The 13421-nt window shown below is 34.8% G+C and carries 9 protein-coding genes; 4 read left to right on the top strand and 5 right to left on the bottom strand.

Annotated elements, in window-relative coordinates:
• Positions 1-20: 20 nt before the first annotated feature.
• The gene (gene miaA, locus ABD940_RS15475; protein WP_345205842.1) at positions 21-941 is read left to right on the top strand and encodes a tRNA (adenosine(37)-N6)-dimethylallyltransferase MiaA; all 921 of its coding nucleotides are present in this window, start codon (positions 21-23) and stop codon (positions 939-941) included.
• Positions 942-1179: 238 nt separating this feature from the next.
• Here miaA and ABD940_RS15470 read toward each other — a convergent pair whose 3' ends face one another.
• The 4 genes from ABD940_RS15470 to ABD940_RS15455 form a co-directional block, all read right to left on the bottom strand.
• A complete protein-coding gene (locus ABD940_RS15470) occupies positions 1180-2592 on the bottom strand; it encodes an efflux transporter outer membrane subunit (RefSeq protein WP_345205838.1) in 1413 nt (470 codons plus the stop codon).
• Between the two features lie 154 nt (positions 2593-2746).
• Entirely contained in the window at positions 2747-5929 is a 3183-nt protein-coding gene (locus ABD940_RS15465) for an efflux RND transporter permease subunit (protein ID WP_345205836.1), read from the bottom strand.
• 223 nt (positions 5930-6152) lie between these two features.
• Positions 6153-7313, bottom strand: a complete 1161-nt coding sequence (locus ABD940_RS15460) for an efflux RND transporter periplasmic adaptor subunit (RefSeq protein ID WP_345205833.1) — start codon at positions 7311-7313, stop codon at positions 6153-6155.
• A gap of 370 nt (positions 7314-7683) precedes the next feature.
• Entirely contained in the window at positions 7684-8280 is a 597-nt protein-coding gene (locus tag ABD940_RS15455; protein WP_345205831.1) for a TetR/AcrR family transcriptional regulator, read from the bottom strand.
• A gap of 313 nt (positions 8281-8593) precedes the next feature.
• Between ABD940_RS15455 and ABD940_RS15450 the strand changes: the two genes are divergently transcribed.
• Positions 8594-9148 (top strand): thioredoxin family protein, encoded by a 555-nt coding sequence (locus ABD940_RS15450; RefSeq protein WP_345205828.1) that lies wholly within the window; start codon positions 8594-8596, stop codon positions 9146-9148.
• A 519-nt stretch (positions 9149-9667) separates the two neighbouring features.
• Here ABD940_RS15450 and ABD940_RS15445 read toward each other — a convergent pair.
• A complete protein-coding gene (locus tag ABD940_RS15445) occupies positions 9668-10570 on the bottom strand; it encodes an AraC family transcriptional regulator (RefSeq protein ID WP_345205825.1) in 903 nt (300 codons plus the stop codon).
• 123 nt (positions 10571-10693) lie between these two features.
• Here ABD940_RS15445 and ABD940_RS15440 point away from each other — a divergent pair, with 123 nt between their 5' ends.
• Complete coding sequence (locus ABD940_RS15440; protein WP_345205822.1) at positions 10694-11923, top strand: MFS transporter; 1230 nt, start codon at positions 10694-10696, stop codon at positions 11921-11923.
• 2 nt (positions 11924-11925) lie between these two features.
• Positions 11926-13404 carry a trehalase family glycosidase gene (locus tag ABD940_RS15435; RefSeq protein ID WP_345205820.1) on the top strand — a complete coding sequence of 493 codons (1479 nt, stop codon included), beginning with the start codon at positions 11926-11928 and terminating at the stop codon, positions 13402-13404.
• Positions 13405-13421 lie beyond the last annotated feature (17 nt).

The following is a 13421-nucleotide window of genomic DNA, read 5'->3' as shown; positions in this document are numbered from 1 at the left end:
AATTTTCGTAAATTAGCACTGTGAAAAAGAAAAATTTGATTTCTGTTGTAGGACCCACCGGAATTGGAAAAACGAGATTGGCAATTGATTTAGCTAAACATTTCGATACAGAAATTGTTTCCTGTGATTCGCGCCAGTTTTTTAATGAAATGAAAATCGGGACTGCGTCGCCTTCAAAAGAAGAATTGGCGGAAGCAACTCATCATTTTATAGGAAATCTTTCTGTTCATGAATATTATTCGATCGGACAATATGAGGAAGATGCTTTACAAAAACTCAACGAACTTTTTGAAAAGTATGATACCGTCATTTTAGTTGGTGGAAGCATGATGTATGAAAAAGCAGTGATTGAAGGTTTAAATGATTTGCCGGAAGCTGATGAAGACAATCAGAAAAAATTAAATGAAATTTTTGAAAACGAAGGAATTGATAAACTTCAGGAATTGCTAAAAGAACTCGATCCCGAATATTTTGCTGTAGTCGATTTTCATAATCATAGAAGGCTTTTACGGGCGATCGACGTAATTTGGCAAACGAATAAAAAATATTCTGAATTGATTGCAGTTTCACAAGATTCAAGAGATTTTAATACGATTCGAATTGGAATTGAAGCTCAGAGAGAAGAACTGTACGACAGAATCAATAAGAGAGTGGATATGATGATGGAGAAAGGTTTGTTGGAGGAGGCAAAAAGTTTAGAAAAATTTAAACATTTGACTGCTTTGAATACGGTTGGTTATGCTGAATTATTCAAATATTTTGATGGAGAATGGGACTTGGATTTTGCTGTTTCTGAAATTAAGAAAAACAGTCGAAGATACGCAAAACGTCAATTGACTTGGTCTCGAAAAGCGGATGATATTCATTATTTGCAGTTGGGATATTCGCAGGAGGATTTTGATGGGTTGATTGAATATATTAATAAAGAGATTTTGAAATAAGTTTAATTGTTGGAAAACGCAAAGGCGCAAAAAAATAATATTTTAAACATTTTGAAGACGCAAGGATTTTATCTTCGATAAAATTTTATGATGTTGAACTTTGCTGAAAATCTTGGATTTTCTTGCGCCTTAAAGCAGTTTGCTATTATAAATCTTTGCGCCTTTGCGTTTCCCAACAAGAATAAAAAAAAATGCGATCCCGAAAGACCGCATTCCATTAACAATATAATTAAATTTACTACTTCCAACCGCCACCTAAAGCTCGGTATAAATCTACAATACTGCTTAATCTCTGTCTTTTTACGGATGCAAGATTCAGTTCAGCCTGTAAAGAATTTCCCTGAGCAGTAATCACTTCTAAGTAATTTGCCATTCCGCCTTTGTAAAGCATTTCGGCACTTTTTATTCCATTTTTCAATGTTGTTACCTGTTCTGTTGCTTTTTGTTCTTGAACTTTTAAACTTTCGTTAGAAACCAATGCGTCAGAAACTTCGCCCACCGCATTCAAAACAGATTGACGGAACGCCAAAACGTTTTTCTCTCTCTGGATTTTAGCAACATTAAGATCCGTTTTCAATTGTCTTTTCTGGAAAATAGGCTGAGTCAATCCTCCTAAAACAGAACCGAACAATGAAGCCGGAATCTGAAACCAGTTATCAATTTTAAATGAATTCACACCTCCGTTTGCCGTGATTTTCAATGAAGGATACATATTTGCCTGAGCAATTCCCACGATTGAATTTGATTCTAACAAAACCAATTCCTGCTGACGAACATCTGGACGACGACTTACCATCGCTGCAGGAAGTCCCGCAGAAATATCTTGTGGTAAAGAAGTGTCGGACATTTCAATCGTTCTGTCAACTTTATTTGGATTTTCACCCACCAAAATACTCAACGCATTTTCCTGAATCGCAATATTTTGTTCCAATTGAGTAATCAAAAGTTCTGTAGACTGCTTTTGAGCTGTAGCTTGCTGAACTCCCAAAGAAGTGGTATCGCCGCTTTGCCACAATTTTTCAGTAAGAGAAAGGGTATTGTTGCTTAATTCTAAATTTGATTTTGCAATCTGTAATTGTTTATCAAGCATCAATAAATTATAATATCCTTGAGCAATCGCTGCAACAACCTGTGTCTGAATCGCTTTTGTAGCTTCGTAAGTTTGCAGATACTGCATTTTTGAAACTTCCTGCTGATTTTTTATTTTACCCCAAATATCAGCTTCCCAAGAAAGATTGAAGGCTGCATTGTAATCTTCAACATAGCTTTTTCCTAAAAATAGATTTAAGCTTTGTCCGTTCATACTATTTTTTGAAGGTTTTGAAATTTGCGCTGAAACTCCGAAACCGACATCAGGATACTGAAGGTATTTTGCCTGTTTTAATTTCTCTTGTGAAGAAGCAACCTGTTTTAATGCAATCTGTAAATCGTAATTGTTTTTAATTCCTTTTTCGATTAAATTTTGCAAGATCGGATCGCTGAAAAACTGTTTCCATTCCAAATTCGCTACACTTGCGGTATCTGCGGTTGCGGTATATTTGAACGTTTCCGGAAGCTCAAGTTCAGGCTCTTTGTATGCCAATTTTGACACGCAAGAGACCGAACCTAAAGCGAGTCCAAAAGCGAAGATGATATTTATTATTCTTTTCATAATTTTTAAATATGACTTTTAATTGACTACAAAACTTTGAGAAGTTATTTACGCAAAGATGTCTTTAGTAGGAGAAAGTGCTTTGCTTTTTATGATATAGTTTGAATAGTTTGCTTCTCAATTTTATCTCAAAGTTTTGTAAATCATTTTTTTATTAATGTGCAGTAGCTAAAAGTTCTGCCTCCAATTTTTGTTTTTGAAGTCTTTTGTTCTTTCTGCTCGGCATTTTTTCATGTAAATACTGGAAGATCACAAACATTACAGGAATAATGAAAATTCCGAATACAACTCCTGTAAACATTCCTCCAACGGTACTGATACCGATAGAATGGTTACCTTTTGCAGCCGCACCTTGAGACCAAACTAATGGAAGCATACCAACGATGAATGCAAAAGAGGTCATCAAAATAGGTCTTAAACGTAATCTTGAAGCCTGAAGCGCAGATTCGAGTAATGTTCTTCCTGCTTTTCTTCTTTGTACGGCAAATTCTACTATCAGAATCGCATTTTTCGCTAACAATCCGACGAGCATGATTAAACCAACCTGAACGTAAATGTTATTATCAATTCCAGCTAATCCTGTGAAAGCAAATACTCCGAAAATCCCTGTTGGAATCGTTAAAATAACCGCAAACGGAAGAATATAACTTTCATATTGAGCTGCCAATAAGAAGTAAACAAACAAAATACTTAATGCGAAGATGAAAGTCGTTTGTCCACCAGTTTTAATTTCCTCACGAGTAATTCCAGTCCATTCATATCCGAAACCTCTTGGAAGTGATTTCTGAGCAGTTTCTTCAACCGCTTTGATCGCATCTCCGGTACTGTAACCAGGTTTTGGTGTTCCGTTGATTGTAACGGCGTTGAATAGGTTATTTCTTGTCACCGTTTCAGGTCCGAAAGTTCTTTTTAAAGTCACTAATGTTTTTACAGGAACCATTTCTCCTGATTTATTTTTAACATAAATTCCTTCCAAAGAATTCGCATCCGTACGATAAGGAATATCCGCCTGAGCCATTACCCTATAGTATTTCCCGAATCTGTTGAAATCTGAAACAAAACTACTTCCGTAATAAATCTGCATAGTCTGCATTAATTCTGTAATCGAAACTCCCAATTGATTCGCTTTGTCTGAATCTACATCAATCGTAAATTGTGGATTTCCTGCTGCATACGTTGTAAAGGCAAACGCAATTTCCGGACGTTTCATTAATTCTCCAATAAATGCCTGAGTCGTTGTTCCTAATTGCTCAAAAGAACCGTTAGTTTTATCCTGAAGCATAAATTCAAAACCGGAAACGTTACCAAATCCCTGAATCGTAGGGAAGTTGAAGAAGAATGCATTCGCATCTTTCACTTGCGCTACTTTTCCTGTCAATCCCGCTGCAATCTGATCCGGATCGGTGATTTCACCACGTTGGTCATGATCTTTCAATTTAATGAAACCTGCAGAATATGGAGAAGCATTCGCATTACTGATGAAGTTCAGACCGTCTGCAACCCAAAGGTGATTTTTTGCTTTTTCACCGTTAATGATTTGATCAATCTGTTCAGTTGCTTTGTGTGTTCTGTCTAATGAACTTCCCGGAGGAGTATTTACAGCATATAAAATGAAACCTTGATCTTCTGTCGGAATAAATCCTGAAGGTGCTTTTTTAATTAAGAAAACACTTGAAGCAATGAGAAGGGCTAAACCACCGATTGCAACCCATTTATTTTTAATTAAAAATTTAAGGCTATAGATGTATTTTCTGGTCATGTTGTCAAAACTTGCATTGAAAGCATTGAAAAATCTTGCTCCAAAACCTGTTTTCTTCCCATGTTCACCGTGTTCTCCTTGAGGATCATTCAGGAACATTGCACATAAAGCCGGACTTAATGTTAAGGCGTTAACCGCAGAAATTAGAATCGCAATTACCAATGTAAAGGCAAACTGTCTGTAGAAAACTCCTGCAGGACCCTGCATGAAACCAACCGGAATAAATACGGCACACATCACCAATGTAATAGAGATAATCGCACCGGAAATTTCACTCATTGAACTCATTGTAGCATGCTCCACAGGCATTCCTGTACGTTCCATTTTGGAATGGACGGCTTCCACCACGACAATTGCGTCATCCACCACAATACCAATCGCGAGGACTAATGCGAACAATGTCAACATGTTGATACTAAATCCAAACAACTGAAGGAAAAAGAACGTACCGATAATCGCAACCGGAACGGCAATCGCAGGAATTAATGTAGATCTGAAATCCTGAAGGAAAATAAATACCACAATAAATACCAAAACGAACGCAATCACTAAAGTTTCAACTACCTGATGAATTGATGCATCTAAGAAATCTTTAGAATTGTACATGATGATCGGTTCAACTCCTTTTGGAAGGGTAGTTTTCATCTGATCAACCTGTTTTTCAATTTCAGTTAAGATTTCGTTGGCGTTTGAACCTGCAGTTTGAAGGATGGCAAATCCGGCAACGGGCTTACCATCCACTCTGTTAGCTGCTGTGTATGTGTAAGAACCAAATTCTACTCTTGCCACATCTTTCAATCTTAGGAAAGAACCGTCGCTGTTCGCTTTGATGGCAATGTTTTCGTAGTCTTCGTTTTTATTTAATTTACCTTTATACTTTAAGATATATTCGTAAGTTTCCTTACTTCCCTGTCCAAGACGACCGGGAGCTGCTTCCAGGTTATGGTCTTTTACTGCTGCCAAAACTTCCTGTGGAGAAAGATTGTTAGCTGCTAATCTGTCTGGTTTCAGCCAAAGTCTCATTGAATAATCTCTCGTTCCGAAAACCTGCGCCTGAGCAACTCCAGGAATACGCTGAATTTGTGGAATGACGTTGATTTTCAAATAATTCTGAAGGAAAAGCTCGTCATATTGTTTCGGGTCATCACTTGATAATCCCATAAACATAATCATACTGTTCTGAACCTTTTGTGTGGAAATTCCCGCCTGTACAACTTCCTGTGGAAGCTGGCTCATTGCTTTCGATACACGGTTTTGAACGTTTACGGCTGCATTATCTGCATCTGATCCTTGTTTGAAAAATACACTTAAGGTCATGGTTCCGTCGTTACTTGAATTTGAGGTCATGTACGTCATGTTCTCAACTCCGTTTACCGCTTCTTCAATCGGTGTCGCTACCGAACGAGCTACAACTTCCGCATTCGCTCCCGGATAAAATGCCGTCACCTGAACACTTGGAGGCGCAATATCCGGAAAGAGGGCGATGGGTAAATTAAAGAGGGACAACGCCCCCAATAATAAAAGTATTATGGAGATGACCGTTGAAAGTACCGGTCTTTCTATAAATTGTTTTAACATAAGAAGTTTATTTTTTAATGTCGCTTAAACTTTTTAGCCTAAATTTTAAATACTTAAGTTACTTTTAGCTTTAATTAAAAAGGTATTCTCGAAGTCCACTTTAGATGAAAATCAACGATTTTCAAAAAACTCATGTGTACTTTTTAAACAGATTATTTTTAACTTTAAATTACTTAAGTGCTAAAAGACTTTTGTATCTTTTGTGGTTAAAAAGCTTAAACAGTTATAACGGTTTTGCTTTAAGCAAACTGTCAGAAGAAATAGGTTTTGCTTTGATGGAAACTCCATCTTTTAAGCTGCCCAATCCTACATAAACTATTTTTTCTCCCGGCTGTAAACCTTCAGAAATAAAGTAATAGTTTTCAGTTTTTCCTGAAATTTTGATTGGTTTGCTGGTTACTTTCTGATCTTTTCCTACAACATAAACGTAAGTTTTATCTTGAATTTCGAAAGTAGATTCCTGTGGAATTACGACTGCATTTGACATTAATTGAGGCATACGAACACGTCCTGTGTTTCCTGTTCTCAATGTTCCGGCTGCATTTGGGAAAACTGCACGAACACTGATTGCACCTGTCGTTTTATCAAATTGTCCGTCAACAATCGTCATTTTGCCTTTTTGGGGATAAATGCTGTTGTCTGCGATCACCAATTCTACCATTGGCATATCTTTTAATTTTTCTTCTAAAGTTGCTCCCTGATATTTATTTTGAAAAGCGATAAAATCAAGTTCACTTAAAGAAAAGTAAGCGTAAATCTCGCTGATGTCCGACAATAAAGTCAATGGACTTGGGTCTGTTCTTGAAATCAGACTTCCTTTTTTGTAAGGAATTCTTCCGATGTATCCGCTTACTGGGGCTGTGATTGTTGTGAATCCAACGTTGATTCTTGCGCCACCAACAGAAGCTTTCGCCTGTGAAGCGGCTGCTACAGCGGCTGCATAATTTGCTTTTGCAGTTCTTAGTTGTACATCAGAAACTACTTTTGCAGCTACAAGAGGTTCCAGTCTGTCAACTTCTACTTTTGCTTTCTGAATGTTTGCATTTGCCACTTGTAAATTAGCATTTGCCATATTCATTTGCTCTCCGTAAGCTCTTGAATCTATTTTGAATAATGGTTGTCCGGCTCTTACATAAGCGCCTTCTTCCACATAAATTCTATCTAAATAACCGTCTACCTGCGATCTGATTTCCACATTGTTTTTTCCTTCCAAAGCGGTTGGAAATTCCTGATATGTTGTAGCTGGAGACGAAATTACTGTATAAACAGGCAGTTCTGGAGTTGGCGGAGCCATATTTGCTCCTTCAGCCGCCTTTGTGCAGTTTTGTAAAAGGATAATACTTGATATAAGTACGATAAACCTTATTTTTCCAGGTATTTTCATTTTTGATTTAAGTTTTTTAATGAAGTGTTAGATTAAGTAATAATGTTTTTAATTTAAATCCTGTTATATTTCCTAACGGTGTTAATGGTTAGTTCAAAAAAAATTGACAGAATTTTAATACTCGATTTTAGATCGGCGTTTTCATAATGAATTGTTTTTAATGTTGGTTTAAGTATAGTTAAGATGAGGTGTAATGTGTGTTATTTTTGCTAACAGTGTTAATTGTTAAAATAAAAAAATTTGCTTTTTTCTATTTAATTTTCAGAATCTTACATAATTGCTTTTAATTTTTAATTCGTTTTAAATGAATAATTTAAATTAATCCAGTGTTATTATTCCTAACGGTGTTAATTTTTAATTCAAAAAAAATTTACAAAGACTTAACGAAAGCAGAAACTGTTTCGTCCAGAGTCGTTTTGTTCATCGTAGAAGGAATATCATCGTTACGCATCATCATGATCGAGATCAATCCATGTACCGCTGAAAATAAAGCGTGAGACATGTGACAAGCGTTTTCCGGTTTTGATCCGTTTTTCTTAATAATTTCATACGTGCAATCATAAAGCATATCCTGAAACGACGAAAATTCTTCTTTCATCATTCCTTTTCCGCTACATTGCATCCCCAATCCGAACATCAGTTGATAATACTCCTTGTTTTTGAATGCAAATTTCCAGTAAGCATCCACAATAGCTTTCAATTGGTCTTCAGGATTGTCGTGTTCTCTCTGAGCTTTCAACAATTCTATATGTAAACAATGGAAACCATTCAACGAAATCTCGTATAAAATAGCTTCTTTGTTTTCAAAATGATCGTAAACTACCGGTGCACTGTACTCAATAGCATCGGCAATTTTTCTCATGGAAAGTGAAGCCCACCCTTCGGTTTTAGCCAAAGAAAAAGCCGCATCCAAAATATTGGCACGTATTGATTCTTTTTCTCTTTGACGACGTTCATGTAAACCCATGATTTTTATTTACTAACAGTGTTAGCAAAACTACAAACTTTTGAACATATCTTCCAAACAATTTTTAAAGTTTAACTTTAAACGAAAGATTTTCAAGTGTCTTTATAAAGTTCATAATACTTTAATAATGGGAGCTGGGTGATAATTTTAATTGATATTTTTTAGATTATTGTAAAAATTAATGTGACAGATAGCCTCTTTCAATTGAATTCTGATTGTTTGTATAATTGTGTAAACTTCTTTTTTTCTTGCCTTGAGCTTCCTTATTATATACCAAAAGAAATATTTATCTTTGTGCACAAATAAAAAAGATATGGACACTCCCTCAAATATGATAGAATTGGGTACAAAAGCACCGTTTTTTGAGCTTCCAAACCCATCAAAGACTAACGAAATTCAGTCACTAGATGACTTGAAAGGAGAAAAAGGAACATTAGTGATCTTCATGTGCAACCATTGCCCGTTTGTTCTTCATGTAATTGATAAACTTCATGAATTGTATGAAGATTATAACGAAAGAGGAATTGAATTTATCGCGATAAACTCCAATAATGTAGAAAAATATCCTGCAGATTCTCCGGAAAAAATGATCGAATTCCAGATCGAAAGAAATTTTGATTTTCCTTATTTATATGATGAAAGCCAAGCGATTGCAAAAGCTTATGATGCGGCTTGTACGCCTGATTTCTTTTTCTTTGATGAAAAATTAGATCTTATTTACAGAGGACAAATGGATGATTCAAGACCTGGGAATCATAAAGATGTGACAGGTGAAGATTTAATTATCGCTTTCGAAAATCTTTTGTTGGGAGAACCACAGGAAGAAATTCAGAGACCGAGTATGGGCTGTAACATTAAATGGAAATAATTTTTTGTTGATTGTTGCAGGTTGTTAGTTGACAGTTTGCAATTCAATAATATATAAAAAGCTGTTCTTTTTTGAATGGCTTTTTTTTGTTCCTTATTAGTTGATAATTTGAATGTTATGAAGTTATCCACAATGTTTTCCACAGACTTATCAACACTTATTTGTGGATAAATTCCAACATTTAATCATGAATTAATATTTTAGTTTTGATATCAAATCTATTAACATGTATGAAAACTAGATTTTATTAAACGTAAATAACTTATATTCTGTGTGTTAAATGTTGGGCTGAAAGTTATCCACAATGTTATCAACATACTTACTAACATTTATTTTTAGATAGTTGAGACTTTGCTAAAATTTTACTTCAAGATCAAATTTTTCAAATTGTGGATTATTTACGACTAAGTAAGTTTTATAAACATTTGATAATCTGTAATTTGTTTCGTTATTTGAAAAGTTATCCACATATCTACAATATACATTTTTGTGGATAAATGAACCATAATTATATCTTGCTTAAAAACTTGCTTTAATTTTTGTTTCCTTTTCAACTTTTAAATCTACATTCACCTTATGCGAGAAATTCTTAATAAACTCAGAGGGTGTTTTTTCTGTATATTTTTTAAACATTCTATTGAAATAAGTCACATTATTAAAGCCACAGCTATAACTACATTCTGAAATACTTTTGTCTTGCGCCATCAATAAACATGCTTTATTAATACGATATCGGTTCACAAATTCGGTAAAAGTGATCTGAGTTGCTTTTTTAAAAAAATTGCAGAAAGCAGGTAGTGTCAAATTTGCCAGTTTTGCTACATCTTCAATATTAATTTCTTTTTCGTAATTACGTTCAACATACGTGAAAATATTTTCCAGTCTCGTTTTGTTTTTTGAAATGATCGTATAAGGCATGATTTCGTTGTTCAAAAGCTCATAATCTTTTGATTTTGAAAGTTCGAAAAGTATTTCTAATAACAATAAATATCTTTTATAGCCTTCGGATTCTAACATCAATCTCAATTTGGGAATCATTGCTCTTTTAATTTTCCTATGAAATTTGATACCGTATTTTGAAAGTTCTAACAAGTCTTTAATTGATCTCGCCTCAACTTCCTGCTCCGGAAACTGCAAAATTTCCTGTTTAAATTGAAGGACAATTTCTTCATGCGGATCGATGGAATTCAATCCAAATCCGGAATGGGGAATATTGGAACCGATTAACACCAAATCGCCGTTTGTATAATTGCTTTTATGATAACCGACGTGACGTGTTCCACTCCCGGAAATCACGCACACGAGTTCAATTTCGGGATGATAATGATACTCCCATTTGAATTCTGAAATAGGAGAGTTGTTGTGAATCGTGCGAAAAGAGCTCTTTTCATCGGGGATAACTCGTTCAAATGTAACTTTCATTAAATTAATGATATTTTATCGACTAAAATAATAATTATATTAATATAGTTCAAATATTCATTTACTGTGTTAAATTAACGTTAACGAAAATGCTTCTATCTTAGCCAACAAGAAATTAAATGAATGAAGAATTTCAACATTAAGGCAGTTTTATTTTTAAATTATTTCGTTTTTGCGATTCTTTTGAATTCGGTAGGAACGGTGATTTTACAAATGCAGCAAAACTTCGGGATCTCAAAATCTTCCGCTAGTGTTTTGGAAGGTTTCAAAGATTTGCCGATTGCAATCTGTTCATTCATTTTGGCGTCATTTTTACCAAAAATCGGAATCAAAAACTCAATGTTGATCGCATTATTTTTGGTGAGTTGTATGTGTTTTGTGATGCCTTTTGCCAATGATTTCTGGTTTTTCAAATTATTATTTACAATTGTTGGGATTTCTTTTGCTTTAATTAAAATTTCAGTTTTCACTTCCATCGGATTGGTGACGAATACAGATAAGGAGCATTCAAGTTTTATGGGTTATCTGGAAGGGTTTTTCATGATCGGCGTATTAATGGGAAATGTTTTATTCAGCTTATTTATTGATGACCACAATCCAAGATCAACCCATTGGCTGAATGTTTATTGGGTGTTAGGCGGACTCTCAACATTGTCTTTTTTATTTTTATTCTTCACAAAACTGAATGAAAATGAAGCTAAAAGTGAAAAAACAGATTTGTTGGGCGATTTAAAGAACAGCATAAGCCTATTCAGTTACAAAAAAGTATTGTTCTTTTTGCTGTGTGCTTTCCTTTTCGTTTTGGTGGAACAAAGTTTCCAGACATGGACGCCGACTTTTTATAAAGAAATTTTAAAAGTTCCGACCTCGATGAGTATTCAGGCGGGAGCGGTTTTGGCGGGAGCATTTGCATTGGGAAGATTCTTATCAGGCTTTTTCTCAAAGAAATTTAGTTGGATTTACGTTGTTTCCTTTTGTGTGATTGGCTTTGCGATAAGTATTTTATTGGTTTTACCATTAACTCATAATACTCTTATTGATATAAACACAACGTGGCTAAATGCTCCGCTTGTAGTATATCTTTTTCCATTGATGGGAGGTTTATTGGCGCCGATTTATCCAAGTATTAATTCTGTGATATTAGCGTCAATTCCAAAATATTTACACAGTGCAATGTCTGGTTTGATCGTGGTTTTTTCTGCAGTAGGAGGTACAATCGGGTCGATTATCACAGGTTTTGTGTTTCAGGAATTCAGTGGACAACAAGCTTTTTACCTTTCATTGATTCCGCTTTCATTGTTGATCGTTTCAGCAATTATTATGAATAAATTAAAAATAAATCCTAAAAAATAAAGATGAGCAAACAATTATATATTAATGAAATTCAGAATCTTTTTGATGATGTTCAAAGATCGGAGGTTTTTGAAGATCAGAAGATGATGACCGATGCTGTTCCGTTGTTTCCGATTGCTGAAATTAATGCAAAATATGGAGAAGGAAAAAATACGCAAGGTTTTGATTTAAAAGAATTTGTATTTTCAAATTTTGACTTTTTAGGAGCGAAAATCTCTATTACAAGAGAAACTAAGTTGCCTATCAATGAACATATCGAAAAACTTTGGGATGAATTAACACGAACAGCCTATGAGGAAAAAGGAACATTATTGAAGCTTCCAAAACCTTACATTGTTCCGGGTGGTCGTTTTAATGAGTTTTTCTATTGGGACAGTTATTACATCATGCTTGGATTGCAGGTTTCGGGAAGAACTGAAATGATGGAAAATATTATTGAAAACTGTTCTTATTTAATTCAGACTGTGGGATTTGTACCGAATGCGAGCCGAACTCATTTTCTAAGCCGTTCTCAGCCGCCGTATTTTTCGTTGATGCTTGATTTGCTTTTTGAGACGACAAAAGACGAAAATATTTACATTAAATATCACGATACTTTAGAAAAAGAATACGCTTTTTGGATGAATGGCGAAAAAGACTTGGAAAATGGTTCAAGCGTAAAACGAGTGGTTAAAACTGTTAATGGAGATATTTTAAACAGATATTTTGATGCAGAAAACGAACCACGCCCTGAAAGTTATTTAATTGATATTGAAGACAGTGAAAATGCAGGAAAAGAATTTTACAGAAATATAAGAAGTGCGTGTGAATCGGGTTGGGATTTTTCCAGCAGATGGTTTGCAGACGGAGAAAATATACAGACTATTGAAACATTGAATCTTGCTGAAGTTGATCTGAATTGTCTTTTATGGCATTTGGAAAAAACATTAGCAAAATCTTCATCACTTCAAGATTTGTCTGAAAAAGAAAGAGATTTCAAAGAAAGAGCGGCAATTAGAAGACAGATGATCGATACCTATTTCTGGGATGAAAATTCCGGAACCTATAAAGATTATCACACAAAAAAACACATACAAACAACGTCTGAACATATTGCGGCTCTTTATCCTTTGTTTCTTGGTTTGGCTAGTGAAGATCAGGCAAAATCTATTGCTAAAAATATAGAAGAAAAATTTCTCTATCAAGGCGGATTGGTTACTACAACAAAAAAAACTGGACAACAATGGGATCTTCCAAACGCTTGGGCGCCATATCAATGGCTTGGCTTTCAATCAATGAAAAACTACAGATTTGATGATTTGGCTGAAAAAATTAAAAATAACTGGTGCGCAAACGTGGAAAGAGTTTACAATAACACAGGAAAATTAATGGAAAAATATAACGCATTAGACATTGAAACTGTTGCAGGAGGAGGAGAGTATCCCAATCAGGACGGTTTCGGATGGACAAATGGTGTTTATTTGAAATTAAAAAAGAATTAAAATTTAAAACAAAAATT

Source organism: Chryseobacterium ginsengisoli (genome assembly GCF_039542325.1).
GTDB classification, from domain to species: domain Bacteria; phylum Bacteroidota; class Bacteroidia; order Flavobacteriales; family Weeksellaceae; genus Chryseobacterium; species Chryseobacterium ginsengisoli.
Note: the sequence above shows the minus strand (reverse complement) of the source record. Positions and strands in the feature narration are given on the sequence as shown.

Excerpts from the sequence above, each read along its gene's own strand:
- ABD940_RS15470 (WP_345205838.1), bottom strand. The coding sequence starts at position 2,592 with ATGAAAAGAATAATAAATATCATCTTCGCTTTTGGACTCGCTTTAGGT.
- ABD940_RS15465 (WP_345205836.1), bottom strand. The coding sequence starts at position 5,929 with ATGTTAAAACAATTTATAGAAAGACCGGTACTTTCAACGGTCATCTCC.
- ABD940_RS15460 (WP_345205833.1), bottom strand. The coding sequence starts at position 7,313 with ATGAAAATACCTGGAAAAATAAGGTTTATCGTACTTATATCAAGTATT.
- ABD940_RS15455 (WP_345205831.1), bottom strand. The coding sequence starts at position 8,280 with ATGGGTTTACATGAACGTCGTCAAAGAGAAAAAGAATCAATACGTGCC.
- ABD940_RS15450 (WP_345205828.1), top strand. The coding sequence starts at position 8,594 with ATGGACACTCCCTCAAATATGATAGAATTGGGTACAAAAGCACCGTTT.
- ABD940_RS15445 (WP_345205825.1), bottom strand. The coding sequence starts at position 10,570 with ATGAAAGTTACATTTGAACGAGTTATCCCCGATGAAAAGAGCTCTTTT.
- ABD940_RS15440 (WP_345205822.1), top strand. The coding sequence starts at position 10,694 with ATGAAGAATTTCAACATTAAGGCAGTTTTATTTTTAAATTATTTCGTT.
- ABD940_RS15435 (WP_345205820.1), top strand. The coding sequence starts at position 11,926 with ATGAGCAAACAATTATATATTAATGAAATTCAGAATCTTTTTGATGAT.